Annotated in this window: 21 protein-coding genes; 13 read left to right on the forward strand and 8 right to left on the reverse strand. The window is 62.9% G+C overall.

What is annotated here, in order from left to right:
• Nucleotides 1-424: 424 nt before the first annotated feature.
• The 7 genes from FJ936_RS19720 to phoB all read left to right on the forward strand — a co-directional run bounded on the left by FJ936_RS19720 (nt 425) and on the right by phoB (nt 10,708).
• Nucleotides 425-4,975, forward strand: coding sequence for a PAS domain-containing protein (locus FJ936_RS19720; protein ID WP_181763153.1), 4,551 nt, complete (start codon nt 425-427; stop codon nt 4,973-4,975).
• 530 nt (nt 4,976-5,505) lie between these two features.
• Nucleotides 5,506-6,561 carry a phosphate ABC transporter substrate-binding protein PstS gene (pstS, locus tag FJ936_RS19725; protein WP_140662988.1) on the forward strand — a complete coding sequence of 352 codons (1,056 nt, stop codon included), beginning with the start codon at nt 5,506-5,508 and terminating at the stop codon, nt 6,559-6,561.
• 66 nt (nt 6,562-6,627) lie between these two features.
• Entirely contained in the window at nt 6,628-7,611 is a 984-nt protein-coding gene (gene pstC / locus FJ936_RS19730; RefSeq protein WP_140789806.1) for a phosphate ABC transporter permease subunit PstC, read from the forward strand.
• A 3-nt stretch (nt 7,612-7,614) separates the two neighbouring features.
• On the forward strand, nt 7,615-8,466 hold the full coding sequence (gene pstA, locus FJ936_RS19735) for a phosphate ABC transporter permease PstA (RefSeq protein ID WP_015315385.1): 852 nt from the start codon (nt 7,615-7,617) through the stop codon (nt 8,464-8,466).
• Entirely contained in the window at nt 8,463-9,266 is an 804-nt protein-coding gene (gene pstB, locus FJ936_RS19740; RefSeq protein ID WP_140509733.1) for a phosphate ABC transporter ATP-binding protein PstB, read from the forward strand. The genes pstA and pstB overlap by 4 nt, the downstream gene beginning before the upstream one ends.
• A gap of 25 nt (nt 9,267-9,291) precedes the next feature.
• On the forward strand, nt 9,292-9,999 hold the full coding sequence (gene phoU / locus FJ936_RS19745; protein ID WP_140662983.1) for a phosphate signaling complex protein PhoU: 708 nt from the start codon (nt 9,292-9,294) through the stop codon (nt 9,997-9,999).
• Nucleotides 10,000-10,018: 19 nt separating this feature from the next.
• A complete protein-coding gene (phoB, locus tag FJ936_RS19750; RefSeq protein ID WP_010911896.1) occupies nt 10,019-10,708 on the forward strand; it encodes a phosphate regulon transcriptional regulator PhoB in 690 nt (229 codons plus the stop codon).
• Between the two features lie 2 nt (nt 10,709-10,710).
• Here the strand turns inward: phoB and FJ936_RS19755 are convergent, their stop codons facing one another.
• A complete protein-coding gene (locus tag FJ936_RS19755; protein ID WP_140720102.1) occupies nt 10,711-11,946 on the reverse strand; it encodes an ROK family protein in 1,236 nt (411 codons plus the stop codon).
• A 266-nt stretch (nt 11,947-12,212) separates the two neighbouring features.
• On the opposite strand from FJ936_RS19755, the gene xylF reads away from it, so the two are divergent.
• The 4 genes from xylF to FJ936_RS19775 all read left to right on the forward strand — a co-directional run bounded on the left by xylF (nt 12,213) and on the right by FJ936_RS19775 (nt 17,440).
• Complete coding sequence (gene xylF / locus FJ936_RS19760; protein ID WP_140789808.1) at nt 12,213-13,253, forward strand: D-xylose ABC transporter substrate-binding protein; 1,041 nt, start codon at nt 12,213-12,215, stop codon at nt 13,251-13,253.
• 236 nt (nt 13,254-13,489) lie between these two features.
• Nucleotides 13,490-14,842, forward strand: a complete 1,353-nt coding sequence (locus tag FJ936_RS19765; RefSeq protein WP_015315390.1) for a sugar ABC transporter permease — start codon at nt 13,490-13,492, stop codon at nt 14,840-14,842.
• 10 nt (nt 14,843-14,852) lie between these two features.
• Entirely contained in the window at nt 14,853-15,677 is an 825-nt protein-coding gene (locus tag FJ936_RS19770) for an ATP-binding cassette domain-containing protein (protein WP_140720105.1), read from the forward strand.
• A gap of 140 nt (nt 15,678-15,817) precedes the next feature.
• Nucleotides 15,818-17,440 (forward strand): CHASE domain-containing protein, encoded by a 1,623-nt coding sequence (locus tag FJ936_RS19775; protein WP_140662975.1) that lies wholly within the window; start codon nt 15,818-15,820, stop codon nt 17,438-17,440.
• Between the two features lie 91 nt (nt 17,441-17,531).
• On the opposite strand, the gene FJ936_RS19780 is transcribed toward FJ936_RS19775, so the two are convergent.
• The 6 genes from FJ936_RS19780 to FJ936_RS19800 form a co-directional block, all read right to left on the reverse strand.
• Nucleotides 17,532-17,777: a YMGG-like glycine zipper-containing protein gene (locus FJ936_RS19780; protein WP_015315393.1), complete on the reverse strand. Its 246-nt coding sequence runs from the start codon at nt 17,775-17,777 to the stop codon at nt 17,532-17,534.
• 82 nt (nt 17,778-17,859) lie between these two features.
• The gene (locus tag FJ936_RS19785) at nt 17,860-18,186 is read right to left on the reverse strand and encodes a hypothetical protein (protein WP_015315394.1); all 327 of its coding nucleotides are present in this window, start codon (nt 18,184-18,186) and stop codon (nt 17,860-17,862) included.
• Nucleotides 18,187-18,350: 164 nt separating this feature from the next.
• Nucleotides 18,351-18,527, reverse strand: a complete 177-nt coding sequence (locus FJ936_RS30555) for a hypothetical protein (protein ID WP_015315395.1) — start codon at nt 18,525-18,527, stop codon at nt 18,351-18,353.
• 133 nt (nt 18,528-18,660) lie between these two features.
• The gene (locus FJ936_RS19790; RefSeq protein ID WP_140712711.1) at nt 18,661-19,695 is read right to left on the reverse strand and encodes a sensor histidine kinase; all 1,035 of its coding nucleotides are present in this window, start codon (nt 19,693-19,695) and stop codon (nt 18,661-18,663) included.
• Between the two features lie 187 nt (nt 19,696-19,882).
• Nucleotides 19,883-20,047, reverse strand: a complete 165-nt coding sequence (locus FJ936_RS19795; protein ID WP_010911886.1) for a DUF1328 domain-containing protein — start codon at nt 20,045-20,047, stop codon at nt 19,883-19,885.
• Nucleotides 20,048-20,253: 206 nt separating this feature from the next.
• Nucleotides 20,254-21,048: a response regulator gene (locus FJ936_RS19800; protein ID WP_015315397.1), complete on the reverse strand. Its 795-nt coding sequence runs from the start codon at nt 21,046-21,048 to the stop codon at nt 20,254-20,256.
• 215 nt (nt 21,049-21,263) lie between these two features.
• Here FJ936_RS19800 and FJ936_RS19805 point away from each other — a divergent pair, with 215 nt between their 5' ends.
• Both FJ936_RS19805 and FJ936_RS19810 read left to right on the forward strand, forming a co-directional pair.
• A complete protein-coding gene (locus tag FJ936_RS19805; RefSeq protein ID WP_140616734.1) occupies nt 21,264-21,467 on the forward strand; it encodes a NepR family anti-sigma factor in 204 nt (67 codons plus the stop codon).
• 4 nt (nt 21,468-21,471) lie between these two features.
• A complete protein-coding gene (locus FJ936_RS19810) occupies nt 21,472-22,023 on the forward strand; it encodes an RNA polymerase sigma factor (RefSeq protein WP_010911883.1) in 552 nt (183 codons plus the stop codon).
• A 45-nt stretch (nt 22,024-22,068) separates the two neighbouring features.
• Here the strand turns inward: FJ936_RS19810 and FJ936_RS19815 are convergent, their stop codons facing one another.
• Nucleotides 22,069-22,449, reverse strand: a complete 381-nt coding sequence (locus tag FJ936_RS19815; protein WP_167331110.1) for a response regulator — start codon at nt 22,447-22,449, stop codon at nt 22,069-22,071.
• Nucleotides 22,450-22,465 lie beyond the last annotated feature (16 nt).

Consider the following 22,465-nt stretch of genomic DNA (forward strand, 5'->3'; position numbering starts at 1 on the left):
GTCTGTGAGGCGCAGGCTTAACGACCCTGCGCTCGTAAAACCGCCCAGGAGGCTGGGGTGGACCCGGAAAGGCGCTGTTGTCGACCTGCGGCTGGTAGTCGACATTGGGCGGCGGCCGGTCCCAGATCCGCCTGGCGTCGAGCGGCCGCGGAATAACCACCGTGCCGTCATAGCTGCGAGAGCAGCCGCCGCCGAAAAGCAGCGCCACGCCCAGCAAGAAAGGCCCTATCCGTCCGTACATTAGCAACACCCCTGCGCATGCTTATAGCGCGGCCTTGCTCCGCGCCACAACCGGACGGAATAACGCAGCAGGAACAGGCCGGTTGCGCCGTTAAGGTTAGCGGATCGTTAATGCTTCTGCGGCACATTCCGCCGACGGACCGCGGAGGGAGGGTTCGGCCTTGATTTTCGGGGTGGGGACAGCATGGCGGAATCGGACGAAGCAATCGGCGTGCGCGGCAAGCGCAAGCCCGGCAAGGCAGCCGCGCCTGGCGGCGATGGGCCATCCGGCGTCGACATGGATTGCGCCGACGCGCTGCGCCAACTCGTCCAAGCGGGCTCGGACTGGATTTGGGAAACCGACGCGGAATTGCGCTTTTCCTGGCTTTCCCAAGATTACCAGGCGGCAACCGGTATCGATCCGGCAATGGTGCTTGGCCGGTTCCGCTTCGATTTTCTCAACCAGGTCCTGAAGGGCAACCGCGGTGCGGCGGCGCATCTGGAGGATTTGCAGGCGCACCGGCCGTTCCGCGACTTCGTCTACGAACTGAAGGGGGGCCGCCCCGACTGCCGCTGGGTGCTGACGTCAGGCTTCCCGCGTTTCGACAGCGAGGGAAAATTCGTCGGCTATCGCGGCCTGGGCCGCAACGTCACCGCGCTGGCCAGCGCCTTCGAGGCCATGCAGCCGGCGGCTGGCGGCGATGCCGTCCAGCATCTCGCCGATCTCGAGCGGACGATGGACGCCATGCATATGGGCGTCGTGCTTCTGGACGCCAGGCTCGATACGCTCATCGTCAACAAGGCCTACCGCGATCTCTCCAGGATTCCGGACGGGGCCGTGACGGTAGGCGCGCCGTTCAGCCTGCTGATGGAACTTAATCGCCGCAACGGCATCTATGGCGACATCAACGAAGAGCAATGGCAGCGCTACCTCGCCACGCGCATCGAAGAGATCAAGGCCGGCACCGTCGCACCTCGGGAGTTTGCCCACACCGACGGGCGCACCATGATGTTCTCCGTCACGGCTCTTTCGGGAGGCAAACGCCTGCTGACCTACTATGAGGTCACCGAGGTCAAGCGGCGGGACGCCGAAATCGAGAATGCCAACGCCAAGATAGCCGAGACTTTCGCCAATCTCCGCACCATGGTCGATCAGATGCCGATCGGTGTTCTTGTCCTCGATGCCGACATGCGTGCCGAGGTCATCAACCGCGCCTTTTACGATTTCTGGCAGATCGACGCCCGGCGCGCCGAGACCGGCTGCAGCTTCCGCGATCTGATGGAAGCCAGCCGCGACATCGACCCGTATGGTTCGGACGACGCGACATGGCACCGGCATGTCGCCGAACGCGAGGCTGAAATCAGAGCCGGCACAGCTGGAGCGAGGCAGTTCCCGCGCAATGACGGCAGGACGCTGATCTCGTCGATGGCGCCGCTGGCCGGCGGCAAGCGGTTCATTTCCTATGTCGATGTCACCGACATGAAGGATCGCGAGGCCGAACTTGCCGAAGCGCTGGAAAAGGCGCGGCTGGCGGAAGCAGTAATCAACGGGGTCAAGGATCCGATCTTCGTCAAGGACGACAATCTGCGCTTCGTCTTCGTCAACGAGGCCTTCGCGGCGCTGTTCAAGCAGGCGCCGCAGGCCATGCTTGGCAGGCCGGGAAGCGATTTCCTCGGGCCGGACGAGGTCGCGCTGTTCGAAAGCAGCGAACGCGAGGTGCTGGCCGGCGGACAGCAATACGAAGTGGAAGAAAGCTTCGAAGCCGGCGGCGGCACCCGTTCGCGTATCGTCAGGAAGAACCGCGTCCGCATGGCAAGCGGCCGCGACTATGTCGCCGGCTTTCTGTTCGACATCTCCGACATGAAGCGGCGCGAGACCGAAGCCGAAGATGCGCGCAAGCATCTCGCCAGCGTGCTGGAATCGCTGCCGGCGGGGGTCATCATCTACGACCGCGACGACAAGTTCGTCTTCGCCAACCACAGGCTGCAGGATACGTTGCCGGCGCTGAAGCCTTTGTGGCAGCCCGGCCGCACCTTCCGCGAAGCGCTGGAGTTCGGCCATTCGGTGGGTTATTTCCGTTCGAGTGGCGATCCTGGGATCGACAGCCTGTACGAAGGCGATTCCGAACGCTGGCTTGACGGCATCCTGGCGCGTTACCGTCTGCCGAATTCCTCCTATGAGCGCCTCAATGCCGATGGCCGCTGGTACCAGGTCTACGATATGCGCACAGGCGACGGCACGTTCATCGGGGTGCGCGTCGACATCACCGACCTGAAGAGCCGCGAGGCGGCGCTTCATGACTCGATGCGCCAGATCGATCTCTTCCGCCATGTCATGGACGAGTTGCCGGTAGCCGCCTTCATCAAGGCGCAGGACCTGAGCATCGAATTCGTCAACAAGGCCTGGTGCGCGCTGACCGGTCTCGCCAAGGACGACGTCATCGGCCGGACCGACCGTCAGCTGTTCAGCGGCGAGGAAGCAGAGGGCTTCAGCCAGGACGACACCGATGTCGTGACGAACGGCAATGTGCGCGAGGTCGAGGAGCCCGTCACCCATCGTGACGGAACGGTGCGGCAGTTGATGACGCGCAAGAGCCGCCTGGTGGCCACGGACGGATCGGTGCATCTGGTCGGCTCCAGCACCGACATCACCGACGTCAAGGCGCGCGAGCAAGCTCTGGAAGAGAGCATGCGCGAGAACGAGGTGTTCCGCAGCCTGATCGACAACGTGCCGGTGTCGATCTACGCCAAGCGCTCCGATCTCAGGCAATTCTATGTCAACAAGGGCTGGTGCGATCTCACCGGCTTCAGCAAGCAGGAGGCGATCGGCAAGACCGACGTCGAGATCTTCGGGCCGGATGGCGAGGCCTTCGTGGCCAGCGATCTCGCCGTGCTGCGTACAGGCGAAACCCAGGAGATCGAGGAGACGGTGCGCCTTCCAGACGGCAGCGTCAGGCATCAGTTCGCCCGCAAGGGCGCAATGATCGCCTCCGACGGTTCGCTCTACCTGATCGGTTCGACCACCGATATCACGGAACTCAAGCAGCGCGAGGCGGAGCTCAGCGAGGCGCGCCGGCGCGCCGTGCTCGCCGACCGCGCCAAGTCGGAGTTCCTCGCCAATATGAGCCACGAGATCCGCACGCCGATGAACGGCGTACTGGGCATGGCTGAACTCCTGGCCAAATCCAATCTCGATCCCAAGCAGAAGACATTCACCGACATCATCGTCAAATCGGGCAACGCGCTGTTGACCATCATCAACGACATCCTGGATTTCTCCAAGATCGATGCCGGCCAGCTGGTGCTCGACCCGGCGCCCTTCAATCTCGCCGAGGCGATCGAGGACGTGGCGACGTTGGTGTCGACACGGGCCAAGGAAAAGGATCTCGAGCTCATCGTGCGCATCGAGCCGCGGCTCGAAAGCCTGTTCATCGGGGATGTCGGCCGCATCCGGCAAATCGTCACCAACCTGCTCGGCAATGCGGTGAAGTTCACCGATGAAGGCCACGTGCTGGTCGACGTGACCGGCGAACGGGTTCCAACGGGAACCAGGCTGACGATCTCGGTCACCGATACCGGCATAGGCATCCCCGAGGAAAAACTGAAACTGGTGTTCGAGAAATTCAGCCAGGTCGATACGTCCTCGACAAGGCGCCACGAGGGCACCGGGCTTGGCCTTGCCATCACCTCGCGGTTGGTCGACCTGATGGGCGGCGACATTGGCGTCGAGAGCGCCGAAGGCAAGGGGTCAACCTTCTGGTTCACCGTAACGTTGCCAGGGGCCGGGCAGCAGAGCGGGCAGCGCATCACGCCGGTGGACGTGACGGGCGCACGCGTGCTGATCGTCGACGACAACGCCGTCAACCGCGCCATCCTGACCGAGCAGATGACCTCGTGGACGTTCGATTCCTGCGCGGCCGAAAGCGGCGCCGAAGGTCTCAAGGTGCTGATCGCCGCGGCAGCTTATGGCGTGGCGGTCGACTGCGTCGTGCTCGACTACCAGATGCCTGAGATGAGCGGCGCCGAAATGGCGCGTATCGTGCGCAACACCGAGGGCCTCGCGGACACGCCGATCATCATGCTGACATCGGTCGACCAGTCGCTTGCCAACACCAGCTACCGCGATCTTGGCATCGACGCCCAGCTGATCAAGCCGGCGCGCTCCTCGGTGCTCCTGGAAACACTGGTCGCGACCATCCAGCGCCATCGCCACGCCACCAGCGGCCACGCCGTTCAACCGCTCGCGGGCGAGGCGTCCGAGGCTTCCCGGCCGCCGCCCCTGGCGCCATCCGAGCAGCGCGCGCAATTGCAGCTGCCACAGGTTCGCCCCAGGTTGCCTGCGACGGCCGGCGGGCACAGGCTGGATATACTGGTGGCCGAGGACAATGAGGTGAACCAGATGGTGTTCACGCAAATCCTCGGCGAGACCGGCTATGGTTTCGAGATCGTCGGCAATGGCCGCAAGGCGCTCGACGCCTTCGGTACGCTCAATCCGTGCATGATCCTGATGGATGTCTCGATGCCGGAGATGAGCGGTCTCGAAGCGACGGCCGCGATCCGCCTGCTGGAGCAGGAGACCGGCACGCATGTGCCGATCGTCGGCGTCACCGCGCATGCGCTCAAGGGCGACCGCGAGCGCTGCCTGGAGGCAGGCATGGACGACTATCTGCCCAAGCCGATCAGCCCCAGGGCCCTGCTCGAGAAGGTCGAGCGCTGGGTCGGCGCCGGCCGTCAGGTCCACCGCAACGCGGGATAGAGCCCGCGTCGCCTGGATTGCGGGTCCGGCGAGGCAATCAAGGAATCAGCAGGAGATTCGCTGCTACCGCTGCGTGCAATGACTATGGTGCGATCGCGCCATATCAAAGGCGGTGTCCAGCCGGAACAATAGCGAAATCGAATTCCGCTCTTCTCAGTTACGGGCGGGAGCAGCGACCGCCTGCAAGAAACAGTGTCACTCTACCCCAACGGACCTGTTTTTGGCGATGGCCCGGCCATGACACGCTCTGGCTGCGAGCAACGCGCTCCCGTCCGGATTTTCTTCATTTGGGAAAGCCTGGTCGAGTCCGGGGTGATTCCAGCCGTCGGAGGGCTCAAGCCCCTGATTCCGGCGGCAAACTCGGACCGCGCCGCGAGCGCCCGAGACCGGCGTCTTTCGCGTTACCGGCAACGCGTTACCGGGCTGACATGAAACTGTCATGCGACTGTTATAATCGAAGGCTATTGGCCTCAGCGGGCGCCGGCAAGAAGTGGCGCCGAGAGACCATCTTCCGAACAGGAGCAGGCCACATGAGACATTTCATCCGCTCGGCGGCCGTTGCGATTGCAATGGCTGCGGCGTCCACCCTCACCCTTTCCGCAGCAATGGCAGCTGACCTTTCCGGCGCCGGCTCGACCTTCATCTATCCGGTGTTCGCCAAATGGGCCGACACCTACAAGAAGGATACTGGCATCGGCCTCAACTATCAGTCGATCGGCTCGGGCGGCGGCATCAAGCAGGTCATCGCCAAGACCGTGACCTTCGGCGCCACCGACAAGCCGATGTCCGACGCCGATCTCGAAAAGAACGGCCTCGTGCAGTTCCCGATGGTGATGGGCGGCATCGTGCCGATCGTCAACCTCACGGGCATCAAGCCGGGCGAACTCGTCCTCGACGGCAAGACGCTGGCCCAGATCTATCTCGGCGCGATCACCACCTGGGACGATGCCGCGATCAAGGCCCTGAACCCCTCGCTCACCCTGCCGTCGACCGCTATCGCCGTCGTTCATCGTTCGGACGGCTCGGGCACGACCTTCAACTTCACTGACTACCTCGTGAAGCTCTCGCCCGACTGGAAGGACAAGGTCGGCTCGGATACGGCCGTCGAATGGCCGACCGGCGTCGGCGCCAAGGGCAGCGAAGGCGTTGCCAACACCGTCAAGCAGACCGACGGCGGCATCGGCTATGTCGAATATGCCTATGCCAAGCAGAACAATCTCTCCTACTCCAAGATGCTGAACGCCGCCGGCAAGGTCGTCGAGCCGTCGCTCGAATCCTTCGGCGCGGCTGCTTCGAACGCCGACTTCAAGGGCGCCAAGAACTTCAACGTCATCATCACCAACGAGCCGGGCGACGCCACTTGGCCGATCGCTGCCTCGACCTGGGTGCTGATCCACAAGACCCCGGACGATGCCGCGGCCACCGGCGAAGCGCTCAAGTTCTTTGCCTGGGCCTACAAGGACGGCAAGGAAACCGCCAAGGCGCTCGACTATGTGTCGATCCCCGATAGCGTCGTCGACCTGATCAAGGCTTCGTGGAAGGCCGACATCAAGGCCGACGGCAAGCCCGTCTACGCCGGCGAGTAATATCTTTCTGGAGGAGCGCCGCCCCGCGGCGCTCCTTTTCAATCAACACAAAGAGCCGAGCTTGACATGAGCGCTGCCCACGAAGCCTTGCCAGCCATTCGAGGTTCACGCGACGCCACCGTCAGACGGTTCGCGTTGACCGATTCGATCTTCCATGGGCTGACCCGCGCCGCCGCCATTCTCGTGCTGGTGCTGCTCGGCGGCGTCGCTATCTCGCTGTTCGCCGGTTCCTGGCAGGCACTGTCGACCTTCGGCTTCTCCTTTCTGACCACCGAGAGCTGGAATCCCGTCACCGAGAAATTCGGCGCCCTGGCGCCGATCTATGGCACCATCATCACTTCGGCCATCGCCATTCTGATCGCTGTGCCGCTCGGTATCGGCATCGCCATTTTTCTCACCGAGCTTTGCCCGCGTCCGCTCCGGCGCCCGATCGGCATGGCCGTGGAACTGCTGGCCGGCATCCCCTCGATCATCTACGGCATCTGGGGCCTGTTCGTGCTGGCACCGTTCCTGCAGACGACAGTGCAACCTTTCATCATCAACGTGTTCCACGGCATTCCCGGCCTTAACAGCCTGTTTGCCGGGCCTCCTTATGGCATCGGCCTGCTGACCTCGGCGATGATCCTGGCCATCATGATCCTGCCTTTCATCACCTCGATCACCAAGGATGTGTTCGATACGGTGCCGCCGGTGCTGAAGGAGTCCGCCTACGGCATTGGCTGCACGACCTGGGAGGTAACACGCCGGGTCGTCGTCCCCTACACCCGCATCGGCATCATGGGCGGCGTCATGCTTGCGCTCGGCCGTGCACTCGGTGAAACCATGGCGGTCACCTTCGTCATCGGCAACGCCCACCGGATCAGCGCCTCGCTGTTCGCGCCGGCAACGACGATCTCGGCAACCATCGCCAACGAATTCACCGAAGCCGTCGGCGATCTCTACACTTCCTCGTTGGTGGCGCTCGGCCTGATCCTGTTCGTCATCACCTTCCTCATCCTTGCCGTCGCCCGCTACATGCTGATGCGCATCGATGCCCGTACCGGAGTCTGACCGATGTCGACAGCCGCATCGCTTCACCAGAGCCGCAAGCGCAAGAACGGCGTGATGATGACGCTCTGCGTCATCGCCGCCGGCATCGGCCTTGCCTGGCTGGCGCTGATCCTCGGCGCGCTGCTCTATAAGGGCCTGTCGGGCGTTTCGCTCTCAGTGTTCACGGAAATGACCCCGCCGCCCGGTGATGCCGGTGGCCTGCTCAACGCCATCTACGGCAGCATCGTGATGACCATTATCGGCATCGTCGTCGGCACGCCGATCGGCGTGCTGGCCGGCACCTACATGGCCGAATATGGCCGCTTTTCGAAGCTCACCACCGTGGTGCGCTTTATCAACGACATCCTGCTGTCGGCGCCCTCAATCATCATCGGCCTGTTCGTCTACGAATTGATGGTACGGCCGATGGGGCATTTCTCGGCCATCGCCGGTGCCGTGGCACTGGCCATCCTGGTCATTCCCGTCGTGGTGCGTACCACCGAGGACATGCTCAACCTTGTGCCGAACGCTTTGCGCGAGGCCGGCACGGCGATTGGCGCGCCGCGCTGGGTGGTGATCCGTTCGGTGGCCTACCGCGCGGCGATGTCCGGCATCGTCACCGGCATATTGCTGGCCATTGCCCGCATTTCCGGCGAGACGGCGCCGCTACTCTTCACAGCGCTCAACAACCAGTTCTGGTCGAGCAATCTCAATGCGCCGATGGCCAGCCTGCCGGTGACCATCTTCCAGTTCGCTCTCAGCCCTTACGAGGAGTGGCAGCAACTGGCGTGGACCGGCGCACTCATAATCACATTGACGGTTCTCGCGCTCAGCATCTTTGCGCGCAGCCTGACCGGACGCAGAGAGGACAAATGAGCCAGATGTTGTCTCCAGACATGACGATTGCGACAGAGGCAGCCGCCAAGGCGAAGATCGAGGTCAAGAACCTCAATTTCTACTACGGCCAGTCGAAGGCGCTGAAAGACATCACCTTGTCGCTGCCCGAGCGCAGCGTGACGGCCTTCATCGGACCGTCGGGTTGCGGAAAGTCGACGCTGCTGCGCGTCTTCAACCGCATCTACGAGCTCTACCCCAAGCAGACCGCCGAGGGTCAGGTGCTGCTCGACGGCCAGAACGTTCTCGACCGCTCGCAGGACCTCAACCTGTTGCGCACCAAGATCGGCATGGTGTTCCAGAAGCCGACGCCGTTCCCGATGTCGATCTATGAGAATATCGCCTTCGGCGTCAGGCTCTATGAGAAGATCGGCAAGGCCGAGATGGACGGCCGTGTCGAGCAGGCGTTGAAACGCGCCGCGCTGTGGAACGAGGTCAAGGACAAGCTCAATGCCAGCGGCCTCAGCCTGTCGGGCGGCCAGCAGCAGCGGCTTTGCATCGCCCGCACCGTGGCGGTCAAGCCGGAGGTCATCCTGCTCGACGAACCGGCCTCGGCGCTCGACCCATTGTCGACCGCCAAGATCGAGGAATTGATCGACGAGTTGCAGGCCGACTACACGATCGTCATCGTCACCCACAACATGCAGCAGGCCGCGCGCGTCTCGAAGCAGACGGCTTTCATGTATCTGGGCGAGCTGGTCGAATTCGACAAGACCGAGAAGATCTTCACGTCGCCTCGCGAGAAGCGCACGCAGGACTACATCACCGGCCGCTTCGGCTGATCTCACGCATACGAGGACCAGGATCATGGCCGAACACACAGTCGCAGCCTTCGACGAGGATCTCGGACAGATCAGCAAGCTGATCAGCGACATGGGCGATCTCGCCGGCACGATGGTCGGCGGCGCCACCAAGGCGCTGCTGAATTCCGACAACGCGCTGGCACAGCGCGTCGTCTCCGACGACGCCATCATGGACGCGCGCCAGCGCGAACTCGATGATCGCGCCATCACCCTGATCGCCAAGCGCCAGCCGATGGCCGACGATCTGCGTCATGTCGTCGGCTCGATCCGCATGGCGGGCGATCTCGAACGCATCGGCGACCTTGCCAAGAACATCGCCAAGCGCGTCGGCTCGGTAGGCCTCACCGCCACGCCGCGCGACTTGTCGCATTCCATCGACTCCATGGCGCAGCTGGTGCTGATCCAGGTGCAGGGCGTCGTCGAGGAATATGCGGCCGGCGATGCCGCCGCCCTCGCCAAGCTCAGGAATGACGACGAACGCATCGACGTCAAATACACTTCGGTCTTCCGCGAACTCCTGACTTACATGATGGAGGATCCCCGCAACATCACGGCTTGTACGCATCTTTTGTTCTGCGCCAAGAATCTCGAACGCATCGGCGACCATGTGACCAACATCGCCGAGAATGCGTATTATGTGCTGACCGGCACGCAACTGCCCGCCAACCGTCCGAAGCAGGACGAGACGGCGATGTCGGTGCCGGCGGCTTGACGGCAGGGATGATCGATCGATGATCGCGCCACGCATCATGGTGGTGGAGGACGAGGAGCCGCTGGGCGTGCTCCTCCGCTACAACCTGGAGTCCGAGGGTTACCAGGTCGAGGTGGTGACACGCGGCGACGAAGCCGAGATACGCCTCCAGGAAAACGTGCCCGACCTGCTGGTGCTCGACTGGATGGTGCCGGCGGTTTCCGGCATCGAACTCTGTCGGCGCCTGCGCATGCGGCCCGAGACGGAGCGACTGCCGATCATCATGCTGACGGCGCGCGGCGAGGAGAGCGATCGCGTGCGCGGCCTCTCGACCGGCGCCGACGACTATCTGGTCAAGCCGTTCTCGACGCCGGAATTCATGGCCCGGGTCAAGGCGCTGCTGCGCCGCGCCAAACCGGAAGTGCTGTCCAGCGTGCTCAAGGTCGGCGACATCGTGCTCGACCGCGAATCGCACCGGGTCTATCGCAAGAAGAGCGAGATCCGGCTCGGACCGACCGAGTTCCGGCTACTCGAATTCATGATGCGCCATCCCGGCCGCGTGTTCTCGCGCAGCCAGTTGCTCGACAATGTCTGGGGCGAGACGATCTACATCGACGAGCGCACCGTGGATGTGCATGTCGGCCGCCTGCGCAAGGCGGTCAACAATGGCCGCATGCCCGATGTGATACGCACCATCCGTGGCGCAGGCTACGCAATCCGCGAGGATTGAGATCAGGCCACGTTCTTGCCGGATCTCACCTGCACGCCCGGCGCGAAAATCTCCTGGTCGACGAAGGTGAGCGCGCGCATGGCGCAGCCCTCGCGGATCAGCGGCAATTCGTTCGGCTCTGTATCGAAGGAAATCGATTTCGAATGCTGGCCGCCGGCGGTCTGGGCGATGGCCTCGCGCAAGGCCGGCTCGATCAGATCGAAGGCGGCGGCGCTGACGCCGACCATCGCAACCGGCGCCGGATCGATCAGCGCGAACAGGCTGCCAAGGCCATAGCCCAGCGCCTCGCCGGCCTTGCGATAGGCCTCGCGCTCCGGTCCGTCTCTTTCGCGCGCCGTAGCCGCCAATGCGCGCATGTCGGCGTCGCTGACGTCGACCGGTTTGGCGTCCTCACCCAGCTGTCCTGCATTACGCCAGATGGCATAGTTGCCGGCATAGGCCTCGACGCAGCCGCGCCGCCCGCAGCGGCAGAGCGCGCCGCCGGGGCGATGGATCATGTGGCCGAACTCGCCGCCCGAGGAATGGGTGCCGGTGAACAGCTCGCCCTTCAGCACCAGCCCCATGCCGATGCCGTGCGAGAGCAGGATGGCGATGAAGTCGTCGCGGTAGCGCTCGGGGTCGCGCCAGCGCAGCGCCACAGCCATCATGTTGCAGTCGTTCTCCATGGTGGCGGGGATGCCGAATTCGGCTTCGAGTATGTCGGCGAAGGCAATGTCCGTCTGCGGCGTGATCGGCGACCACAGCATGGCGCGCGCCTCGGTGTCGGTGATACCCTGGATCGCCAGCGCGATGCGGGCGATGCTGGCGACGTCGAGGTCGGGATCTTCGAGGCGGCGGCGGACGATGGCCACGCATTCGCCGATCAGCGCCTCGCGGGACATGGTCAGCGTGTCCAGCCGGCGCTGCTCCTCCGATATCACCTGGCCGGCGTAGTCGATGACGGCGACGGAGAGGAAATTCAGCGACAGCACCACGGTCATGACCGCCGCGGCCTCGGGGTTGAGACCAAGGCCAACCTGCGGCCGGCCGCGTTTCAGTGAGCCGGCCTCGTTCGGCTTGCCTTCGCTCAGGATACCTTCGCCGATCAGGTCGGCTGATATCGCCGATATGGTCGAGTGGCTCAGGGCGGTGGTGGCGGCGATCTCGGTGCGCGAGGGCTGGCCACCCCGGCGCACGGCTCCAATCACCATTGCGCGGTTGCGCCGGCGCAGATCGTCGTGGCGGATTCCGACCGACATGATTTCCCTCCCCGTCGCCGCGGTTCTTGACGCCCCCTCGAACACCTCCGGCAACGGGTCGAATACTGGCAGAAGCGGCTGGGGCTGTCATTTATTTATTGCGGGGCTCGAAAAAAGGCTTCCGGCACCTCAAAATCCGTCAGAATCGATGTTGACAGTGTTCCGGCGATGGACCAGTGTTTTTTCGAGGCTCGAAAAAATTAGGGCCTTTGTGCCGGCCTTAGGGCCAGTTTGGTCGCGCCACACGCGGGCGCAGGGAGGATATCATGAAGAGATTCACAGTCGCCATTCTGGCGGGTGTCGCCATGTCGCTGACGCTGGCGTCGGTCGCGCAGGCAAAGGACAAGGTCATCGGCGTGTCGTGGTCCAACTTCCAGGAGGAGCGCTGGAAGACCGACGAGGCGGCCATGAAGAAGGCGATCGAGGCCGCGGGCGACAAGTACATTTCCGCCGATGCGCAGTCCAATCCCGGCAAGCAGCTGACCGATGTCGAGAGCCTGATTTCGCAGGGTGCCAATTCGCTGATCATCCTGGCGCAGGACGCGTCGGCCATCGGCCCGGCGGTACAGAAGGCGCTCGACGAGGGCATTCCGGTCGTCGGCTATGACCGCCTGATCGAGAACAAGGACGTCTTCTACCTGACCTTCGACAACAAGGAAGTTGGCCGCATGCAGGCCCGCGAAGTGTTCAAGGTGAAGCCTGAGGGCAATTACGTCTTCATCAAGGGCTCCGGCGCCGATCCGAATGCCGACTTCCTGTTCTCGGGCTCGATGGAAGTGCTGAAGGCGGCCATAGACAGCGGCAAGATCAAGAATGTCGGCGAAGCCTATACGGACGGCTGGCTGCCCGCCAACGCCCAGAAGAACATGGAACAGTTCCTCACCGCCAACGACAACAAGGTGGACGCCGTGGTCGCCGCCAATGACGGCACCGCCGGCGGCGTCGTCGCGGCGCTGACGGCGCAGGGGCTCGCCGGCACCGTGCCGGTCTCCGGCCAGGACGGCGACCACGCCGCGCTCAACCGCATCGCGCTCGGCACCCAGACCGTGTCGGTGTGGAAGGACGCGCGCGAACTCGGCAAGAACGCCGCCGAGATCGCCTCGCAACTCGCCGACGGCAAGAAGATGACCGACATCGCCGGCGTGAAGGACTTCACGACGCCTGGCGGCAACACCGTCAAGTCGCTGTTCCTGACCCCGGTGGCCATCACCAAGGACAATCTCAACCTCGTCATCGACGCCGGCTGGATCAAGAAGGACGAAGTCTGCACGGGCGTTGCCGCGGGCAGCGTCGCGGCCTGCAACTGAGCTTGATCGCCTGAAAAGTCGGAAACGCCGCGGCGTGGAACGGTCAGTGTTCTGAACACTGGCCGTTCCAATTTCCTTGTCTTCGCAATTCCGGACAAAAACCCTTACGCACTTTTCCTGGAATTGCTTCCAAGCCGCGGCGTTTTCCCGACAAGATTTGTGTTTCCGCCGCTGGCGGCTAACTTCTGGGCTCTGGTCCGGCTCCGCGTCAGACGGCAAGCCGCTGGGAGGACATCATGACCGACACGACCTCAACCTCGCAGGCCGATACGGCGCGTGCGTCGGAACTCGGCGCGGTCGCGCGTTTCCTGAAGGCGACCGAGATCGATACCCGCATGCTCGGCATGATCGGCGCGCTGCTGCTGATCTGGGTCGCGCTGCATGTGATTTCGAGCCTGCGTCTTGGTGTCAATCCGCTCGATTTCGACAGCCGCACGTTCCTCACGCCACGCAATCTGTGGAACCTGTCGGTGCAGACGTCCGCGGTCGCCATCATGGCCTGCGGCATGGTGCTGGTCATCGTCATGCGCAACATCGACCTGTCCGTCGGTTCCGCCGAGGGCTTGATCGGCATGGTCATGGGCTTTGCGCAGGTACATTTCCTGGTTCGGTTCGTAGGACTTGAACTCGGCAACCCATGGATCTGGGTCCTGGCACTGGTCATCGGTCTGGCGCTCGGGCTTTTGATCGGCGCCTTCCAGGGCTTCGTCATCGCCTATCTCGAAGTGCCGGCCTTCATCGTCACGCTGGGTGGCCTGCTGGTCTGGCGCGGCGCCGCCTGGTGGGTCACGTCAGGCCAGACGGTGGCACCGCTCGACGCCACGTTCCAGCTTATGGGCGGCGGACCGGCCGGATCGATCGGCGCCACCTGGAGCTGGGTCGTCGGCATCGTCGCCTGCCTGGCCGTGGTGTTCGCGCTGTTCAACGGGCGGGTTCAGCGCAAGCGCTTCCGCTTCCCCCTGCGGCCGATCTGGGCCGAGACGCTGCTCGGCGTCGTCACCTGCGCCGTCATCATGGGCGCGGTCTGGCTAGCCAACTCCTATCCATGGCCGATCGGGATCGTGAACCGGTACGCGGCCGCCAACAACATCACCGTGCCGGAGGGCGGGCTGTTCATCGCCCACGGCATCGCCATACCGGTGCTGATGGCGGTCGCCGTCGGTCTGGTCATGACCTTCATCACCAACCGCACCCGTTTCGGCCGTTATGTCTTTGCTATCGGCGGCAATCCGGAAGCGGCCAATCTCGCCGGCATCAACACGCGCTGGATCACCATGAAGGTGTTCATGATCATGGGCGTGCTGGCCACGATCGCCGCCGCCATTTCGTCGGCCCGGCAGAACTCGTCCACCAATGTGCTGGGAACATTGGATGAGCTGCTGGTCATTGCCGCGGCCGTCATCGGCGGCACCTCGCTTGCCGGCGGCTCGGGAACCATCATCGGCGCCATGCTCGGTGCATTGCTGATGCAGTCGCTGCAGTCGGGCATGGTGCTGCTCGGTGTCGATTCGCCGTTGCAAAGCATCGTCGTCGGCGCCGTGCTGGTCATCGCCGTCTGGCTCGACACCGTCTATCGCAAGCGGGTTTAGGGATACGACCATGGCTGACAAAACCGCTCCCGTAAGGGCCCTCACAACTGCGCTCACTGGCACGCCGCTGGTCGACATGCGCAACATCTCGATCGCCTTCGGCGGCATCCGCGCCGTCGACGACGCCTCGATCGATCTTTTCCCCGGCGAGGTCGTGGCACTGCTCGGCCACAACGGCGCCGGCAAGTCGACGCTGATCAAGATCCTGTCCGGCGCCTACAAGCGCGATGCGGGCCAGATCTTCGTCAATGGCGAGGAGGCAGCGATTTCCAACCCGCGCGACGCCAAGAAATACGGTATCGAGACGATCTACCAGACGCTGGCGCTGGCCGACAATGTCGATGCCGCCGCCAACCTGTTCCTCGGCCGCGAACTGATGACCGCCTGGGGCACGCTCGACGACGTCGCCATGGAGGCCGAGGCGCGCAAGGTGATGGGGCGGCTCAATCCCCGCTTCCAGCGCTTCAAGGAGCCGGTGATCAAGCTGTCAGGCGGTCAGCGGCAATCGGTGGCGATCGCCCGCGCGATCCTGTTCAATGCCCGCATCCTGATCATGGACGAGCCGACGGCGGCACTTGGGCCCCAGGAAACCGCCCAGGTCGGCGAGTTGGTCAGGCAGCTCAAATCCGATGGCATCGGCATCTTCCTGATCAGCCACGACATCCACGACGTGTTCGAGCTGGCCGACCGTGTCTGCGTGATGAAGAATGGCCAGGTGGTCGGTACCGCCCGCACGACTGACGTCACGCAGGACGAGGTGCTTGGGATGATCATCCTGGGCAAATGTCCTCCAGGTGCCATACCGGGGCCGGGCGCGCTGAAGATCGCCGCCTGAGGCCGGTCAGGCCGCTTCGGGCACGCCCCGTTGCCGGTCACGTGATATGCCAGTGATCACGATGGTGTGGCCTGACCATTGTGTTGGCGCGGCGACTTGCCCATAAAAGGTCCTGTTTTGCTCATGGACCGCATCATCCGTTGAAGAAGCTTTTTCCAATCGTCGCGTTCATTGCCGTTGCACTGATCAGCATGACCATGGCGGGGTTCGCTTATTTCGCGACGCAGGAAGCCGCCCGCATCAAGTTCGAAGGGGCGGCCGATGACGCCCTCAACCGGATCGAGAGCCGCATCGACCTGCACCTGTCGCTGCTGCGCTCGACACAGGCCCTGTTCGACGCACGCAACGGCGATATTTCCCAGAACGAGTTCAAGGCATTCTTCAAGGCGCTGGATGTCGACAACAATTTCGCCGGCCTGCGAGGCATCGGCTTCCTGCGGCTGGTCAGGACGGGCGACGAGGCAGCGGTGGAACGCGACACCCTCCACGATTTCGGCGCCAGTCATCCGGTCTATCCGGATACGACGCAGGCCTGGCGCACGCCGATCGCGCTTTTCGAGCCGCTCGATCCGTCCAACCAGACCATCATCGGCTATGACATGTTCAGCGAGCCGGTGCGGCGTGCGGCGATCGAAAAAGCCATGGCCGATGACCAGCAGCATGCGAGCGGGCTGGTGCAACTCGGCCAGGGCACGGGCGTGGCGCAGACTTTCACGGGCTTCCTGGTCTATGTGCGGCTCAATGTGGAAACCGCACCGGAGGTCATCAACGCATCGCGGTCCTCGACCGCCGGCTTTCTCTATGCGGCCTTTCGGGCCCGGGACCTGTTCCAGATCGCGCTCAGCCGTGCGCCGCTGCTGCCGGTCAACACCGAGATCTATGATGGAGCGGTGAACGGCGACAACCTGTTGTTCCGCTCGGAGACGCCACCGGCCTCATCCCTGGGAGACCGGCTGCTGGTCACCCGCAAGATGACCGTGGCGGGACGCCCTTGGACGGTATTGTTCAGGCCAACCAGCGCCTTCTCGCAACCCTCTTCGCGCGCCATCCCCGTGATGCTGGGGCTGTTCGGCCTGCTCCTGGCAGGCGCCATCGCGCTGGTGGCGCGCTATCAGGAGCGAGCCTATGACGCAGTGTCGGCCTTGCACGAGACGACGGAAAAAAGCCTGCTCGAAAAGGACCTGATGCTGCAGGAGATGAAGCATCGCATCAAGAACTCCATCACCAGGGTGCTGGCGATCGCGCGGCAGACGGCTTCGCGGGCAACCGACGTCAATGAGTTTTCCGCTTCCTTCTCGGCCAGGCTGCAGGCGATGGCCGCCTCGCAGGACATGTTGACGCGCTCGCGCTGGCAGAAAGCCGACCTTGCTGATCTGCTGCGCATCGAGCTTGGCCAGGTGTTCGGCAAGGAACTGCCGGACGGGCTCCTGTCAGGCCCGGAGGTGCTGCTCGATGAAACAACGACGCAGGCGCTTGGGCTGACCTTTCATGAACTCGCCACCAACGCGCTGAAATACGGCGAAGCCGGCAATTTCGTTGGCGCTCTCAAGGTGAACTGGTCGCTGGAAGGGCGGGGGCGCGAGCGGACGCTGGCGCTGAACTGGCGGGAGGCGGGGAAGAAGAGGGTAGAGGCGCCATCGCGGACGGGATTCGGCACCAAGCTGATCGATCTCAATGTCACGCGCGAGCTGCGCGGCACGATCAGACGCGATTTTCAGGCCGATGGCCTCAAGGTGGAAATCAAAATTCCACTGGCCGGCTGAAACCCACCCGTCAGCGGCCCTAGCGGCCGACTCCCAGCCACGAAAATCCGGAGGCCCAGGGGCCTCCGGATTTTGACTTGTTATCGCTGAATCAGTTGCAGCGGGCCGTGTAGATCCGGCCGCGATGGTCGCGATACTGGCAGTAGCCGTTGCGCAGGTTGCGAACCAGCAGGCCGGAACCGGCACCGACGGCCGCGCCGATCAAGGCACCCTTGCCGCCGCCGACCAACCCACCCACGCCCGCGCCGATCAAGCCGCCGCCGACGACGTCCTGCTCGGTCGAGGTACAGCCGCTGACGGCAACCACCGCAACCATGGCAATAAGTATTTTCCGCATAGAGTCACTCCTCACTTGTGTCCACACTTTGGTAAGCTCCAACCGCCATTTAGCACGAAACGACGGCCTTTGCTGCTGCAATTTATTGTTGGCTAAGGTCGTCTTTTTCTGGGCGGTTCGTGTTCGATGCCATGACGACGTTGGATACGGCCAACGAAGCGTCAAGACTACCATCTGGCCGCACCTTCCAGACAATCTGATCGTAGTCGTCCTCCAAGGCGGGATCGACCGCGAGGCATTTGGCGACGACATGCTGCGCCTGCCCCTGCACGTCGCCCATCGCGAAGGGGCGCTCAGCGGTGCATTCGTCAGCAGTCGCAAAAACACTGACAGGGACCTGCAATTCCCGACATTCGGCCATCGTGTTCGAGCAACCGATCACCAGCAACAACGCGGCTATGTGTTCCATGACAGATGTTCCTCTGGCCGCATTAACGGCCGGCATCGTCAAAAAGTTCCTGTCATTCCAACGGCGTTACGCGAATAGTTCGGAGAAAACCGCGGCTCCTCACGCCGCGGCGTTGGCCTGCCCGGCGACTTCAATTGGCGCGACGGAGAGGAGAGCAGATTTAGTCAGGTCAACTGCCAGAAAATGGCCAGCACCATGATCGCGGCCGCGGCAAGAACGATCCCCTTCATCAACCCCCTACCTGCTTCAGGGAGTGCCTCCATGGAGGGTTCGGATTCCAGAAATTCGCCCATCGAAATACGGGCGGCTTGTTCCAATCTGTTCATGTCGGCAATCGTCAAGACATTCCTCCCGTACCGTGCTTCGAGCCTGCCAACAATCTCCGAAGGCGGGGCAGGTTCCGACGGTATCTGGGAAAAACAGCATCCGCGCTTATGGTGAACAGCCGGTTAAGGATTGTTGTTTGCCAGGCTCTCACTGCGTCTCGAAATTGCTGTGCGGCACGACAAGGCGATATTCGAGGTGGCCCTCGCCGATATCCAGGTTCGCGGTTCCGTTCAGGGATGCCGGCACCACCCGCTCCAACGCGACGCTGCCGAATCGCCGTTGACCGCCACCACCGCGATTGACTTCTATCGTTTCGGCCCATGTCAGCGACAGCGCAACCTCCCCCGTGGCAGCAGCGTCGAGTTGGGCGGTGACCTCGACGAAGCCATCCGGCCGGGACAGGGCGCCGTAGCTCAACGAGTTGACGGCAAGTTCATGCATCGCCAGCCCGATATGCAGTGCGGCGTTGGGATTGAGGTAAGGATTGGCGCCACGAAAACGGAGGCTGTGCGACGGGTTCGCGCCATAGCGGCCGACCTGGCCCGCCACCAGTTCATGAAGGGCTGCCCCTCGCCAATTGGAGGATGTCACCAGATCCTGGGAGGAGGCCAGCGACTGCAGCCGGCCGCGGAAGCGCGTCAGGAAATCGCCGATGCCGTCGGAATAGCGACCGGTCTGGGTCGCGATGCTCTGGATGATCGCCAGGAGGTTCTTCGAGCGATGGCTGACTTCCCGCAGCAGCGTCGTCAACGTCTGTTCACGCCGCTTTTGCTCGGTCGTCTCGACCATGGTGGTGACGACGCCCTGTACATCGCCATCGTCGCCTCGGTCCGCGTCGACCCAAATCTGAAACCAGCGAACGCCATTCTCGACCGGGACACTGATTTCAAGGCGCTGGGGATTGCCGGTCGCGATCACATCGCGCTTGGCGGCGCCGATGCGGTCGGTCTGCGCCGTCGGCAAAATGCCGTTGCCATCGACATCGTCGGAGGCCCACGGGGCGCGCATGTTGCGGGCCCACACGGTCTTCATCTCGCGATCCTGATAGAGGACGGAAATGCCGGCATTGTGGAGCGCGTGGAGAAGAGCCCGGCCAAGCTGCATGCCGCTCTCCGCGGGATGCAAGGCGATCACTTCATCGCCCCGTGCGCCTTCCTCTCTATCTGAAGTCCTCGAGCGCATCGGTCAACCTGTCCACCCCAACTCAGACTGAACCGCTCACCTGCCACATCGGTTCCAAATGAATCGGGATAACCACCCTTCCTAAAGCGGTCCGCCGGACGGCGTCCAGTAAAGGACGCCGCCCGGCGGTGGCTGGAAACCGTTTGAGGGGTGCGGCTTCCAGTGTTCCTCTATTCAGTCGCCAGGCTCACGCCCGTCTGAAAAGGCCGGCCAAAAGCGAAATGACCAGGAATGCGAGGAAGATGAAGAACAATATCTGCGCGATACCGGCGGATGTGCCGGCGATGCCGCCGAAACCAAGCGCGCCGGCAATAATCGCCACGACGAGAAATACGAGCGCCCAGTAAAGCATGGTTCATCTCCTTCCAATGATACGGTGAAAACGTGGGTAAATGCGGTTTGTTCCACCATTCGCCGAAAAAGCCGATGCTTGCAAACCGTTCCAGGCAGCGCGGGCTGGAAATTCGCTGGCGGCCGATCCGGCTTGTCAAGAAGGCCACCGAATGCGTCGCAGCCAGTGGCCTTTTATGTCCTTGTCCGGCTCGCGGAGGCCGCGATTTATGCAGCGGCCTTGGCCTGCCGGTCGAAGAAGAGCGCCTGGCTGATCAGCGCCTTCACCATGTCGGGATTGAACGGCTTGGTCACGAGGAAAGCAGGCTCCGGACGCTCTCCGGTCAGCAGACGCTCGGGAAAAGCGGTGATGAAGATTACCGGCACCGATGTCGACGAGAGGATTTCGTTCACCGCCTCGATGCCCGAGCTGCCGTCGGCGAGCTGGATGTCGGCCAGCACCATCTTCGGTCGGGTCTTGCCGAACATCGTCACCGCTTCGGCATGGGTGCGCGCCGTGCCCACCACCCGATGGCCGAGGCTCTCGACCATCTCCTCTATATCCATGGCAATGAGCGGCTCATCCTCGATGATCAGCACGTCGGTCGCCACCTGACGGGAAATCTCGTTGCTTGCCTGGGCAAGCAGCTCGGAGAACTGCTGGTCGCCGACATCGAGGATCTCGGCCGCCTCGTCCTCGCTGAAACCTTCGACGGCAACCAGCAGGAAGGCCTGGCGGGGAAGCGGCGCGATCGCATTGAGATTGGCGGCCGCGCGCTGTTCCCAGCCCGCCTGTGTCTGCTCTTGCGGAACGCGGATGGCAACCGATGTGAAGAGCTTGGCGAAAACCTTGTATAGTGCGATCCGGTCACTCGACGCCTCGGGGAAGATGTCGACATCGGCAATGATCGCCTCAAGCATCGCGGCGACCAGCGCGTCGCCGCTCTCCTGCGATCCCGAGACGGCACGCGAAAAGCGCCGCAGGAACGGCAGATGCGGAGCGATGGTGGCGGACAAGCTCATAATAGACGTCTCCCTCAGATGACCGTTGAACGGATTCCAGGCTATGCCGATTGCAAGCCCCGTGGGAAACAACGCCGCTTTTCTGAAAAAGTTCCGCCGATATGGAACGAATCACCGGCAATGGCGTTTAGTGCCGGGATGGGCAACCAGACGAGGGTGCCGCTTGCCTTGTGTTGTGTTGTGAGCGGCTTGAGTTCTGGGAAATAAAGGGCGAAATGAAGGACATGACCAAAGATATTCTGGCTGGCGTCACGGGCAGGCGCCGGAACGGCGACGGCGATCCGTTAGGGCCGAATTCCGAAATCGGACGCAAACTCAAACAATATTACGACGAGCTGGTCTCCGACAATGTGCCGGATCGCTTCGCCCAGTTGCTCAGCCAACTGGAACAGGCCGAACCCGCACAGAAGAAGGACTAGGGACATGGCAGCGGTCTCCCAAGGCTTCAAGACCGATCTGCTTGGGGCGATCCCGAGCTTGCGGGCCTTTGCCGTGTCGCTGACGCAGAATGCCGACAAGGCCGATGACCTCGTTCAGGAAACGTTGGTCAAGGCCTGGGACAAGCATGAAAGCTTCCAGCCCGGCACCAACCTCAAGGCATGGCTTTTCACGATACTGCGCAATGAATTCTATTCGCAAATGCGCAAGCGCGGTCGCGAGGTGCAGGACAGCGACGGCATCATGACGGCCCGGCTTGCAGTGCACCCGGCCCAGCACGGCCAGCTCGACCTCAAGGATTTTCGCGGGGCACTCGAGCAATTGCCGGAGGACCAGCGCGAAGCCATCATCCTGATCGGCGCATCGGGTTTTTCTTATGAGGAGGCCGCCGAAATCTGCGGGTGCGCGGTCGGAACGATCAAAAGCCGCGTCAGCAGGGCCCGCACGCGCCTGCAGGAAATCCTGAAAATCTCAGGTGAGGACGAGTATGGCCCCGACGCGATTTCGGCTCAGGTCACGGGGACGGCCGCGCATTGAAATGCGGGGCCGCATAACGGCGATTCGGACGTTGTCGCGTCAGTCTCAGCCAGGGGAGCCGCGACCATAGGCCAGCGCCACGGCCTCGACGAGGTCTTCGCCCGAATAGGGCTTGGTGACCAGCCTCACCCCCGGGAAGGACGCCTTGATCTCATCCGCATCCGAATAACCGGACGCAAACACGAACGGGACGCCGGTCTCACGAAGGCCCGCGGCAAATTCGAGCGTCGAGGCGCCACCCAGCATCAGGTCGACAATGGCCGCGTCGAAATCCTTCGCGACCTTCCGGCCATCGACCTCGGCCAAATCGCGGGCAACCACCACCTCGCCTGCACCGTGGTCACGGCAGAGTTGCTCGACATCCATGGCGATGAGGAATTCATCCTCCAGGACAAGAATGCGCAATCCATCAAGTAATTGGGGCACAGGCAATTGCTCCTTG

The sequence above is a fragment of the Mesorhizobium sp. B2-4-13 genome (genome assembly GCF_006658535.1).
In the GTDB taxonomy this organism is placed as follows: Bacteria; Pseudomonadota; Alphaproteobacteria; order Rhizobiales; family Rhizobiaceae; genus Mesorhizobium; species Mesorhizobium australicum.

Excerpts from the sequence above, each read along its gene's own strand:
- FJ936_RS19780 (WP_015315393.1), bottom strand. The coding sequence starts at position 17,777 with ATGCGGAAAATACTTATTGCCATGGTTGCGGTGGTTGCCGTCAGCGGC.
- FJ936_RS19810 (WP_010911883.1), top strand. The coding sequence starts at position 21,472 with ATGGCAGCGGTCTCCCAAGGCTTCAAGACCGATCTGCTTGGGGCGATC.
- pstB (WP_140509733.1), top strand. The coding sequence starts at position 8,463 with ATGAGCCAGATGTTGTCTCCAGACATGACGATTGCGACAGAGGCAGCC.
- FJ936_RS19770 (WP_140720105.1), top strand. The coding sequence starts at position 14,853 with ATGGCTGACAAAACCGCTCCCGTAAGGGCCCTCACAACTGCGCTCACT.
- pstC (WP_140789806.1), top strand. The coding sequence starts at position 6,628 with ATGAGCGCTGCCCACGAAGCCTTGCCAGCCATTCGAGGTTCACGCGAC.
- FJ936_RS19805 (WP_140616734.1), top strand. The coding sequence starts at position 21,264 with ATGAAGGACATGACCAAAGATATTCTGGCTGGCGTCACGGGCAGGCGC.
- FJ936_RS19795 (WP_010911886.1), bottom strand. The coding sequence starts at position 20,047 with ATGCTTTACTGGGCGCTCGTATTTCTCGTCGTGGCGATTATTGCCGGC.
- FJ936_RS19755 (WP_140720102.1), bottom strand. The coding sequence starts at position 11,946 with ATGTCGGTCGGAATCCGCCACGACGATCTGCGCCGGCGCAACCGCGCA.
- phoU (WP_140662983.1), top strand. The coding sequence starts at position 9,292 with ATGGCCGAACACACAGTCGCAGCCTTCGACGAGGATCTCGGACAGATC.
- FJ936_RS19765 (WP_015315390.1), top strand. The coding sequence starts at position 13,490 with ATGACCGACACGACCTCAACCTCGCAGGCCGATACGGCGCGTGCGTCG.
- FJ936_RS19720 (WP_181763153.1), top strand. The coding sequence starts at position 425 with ATGGCGGAATCGGACGAAGCAATCGGCGTGCGCGGCAAGCGCAAGCCC.
- pstA (WP_015315385.1), top strand. The coding sequence starts at position 7,615 with ATGTCGACAGCCGCATCGCTTCACCAGAGCCGCAAGCGCAAGAACGGC.
- FJ936_RS19800 (WP_015315397.1), bottom strand. The coding sequence starts at position 21,048 with ATGAGCTTGTCCGCCACCATCGCTCCGCATCTGCCGTTCCTGCGGCGC.
- xylF (WP_140789808.1), top strand. The coding sequence starts at position 12,213 with ATGAAGAGATTCACAGTCGCCATTCTGGCGGGTGTCGCCATGTCGCTG.
- FJ936_RS19790 (WP_140712711.1), bottom strand. The coding sequence starts at position 19,695 with ATGCGCTCGAGGACTTCAGATAGAGAGGAAGGCGCACGGGGCGATGAA.
- phoB (WP_010911896.1), top strand. The coding sequence starts at position 10,019 with ATGATCGCGCCACGCATCATGGTGGTGGAGGACGAGGAGCCGCTGGGC.
- FJ936_RS19785 (WP_015315394.1), bottom strand. The coding sequence starts at position 18,186 with ATGGAACACATAGCCGCGTTGTTGCTGGTGATCGGTTGCTCGAACACG.
- pstS (WP_140662988.1), top strand. The coding sequence starts at position 5,506 with ATGAGACATTTCATCCGCTCGGCGGCCGTTGCGATTGCAATGGCTGCG.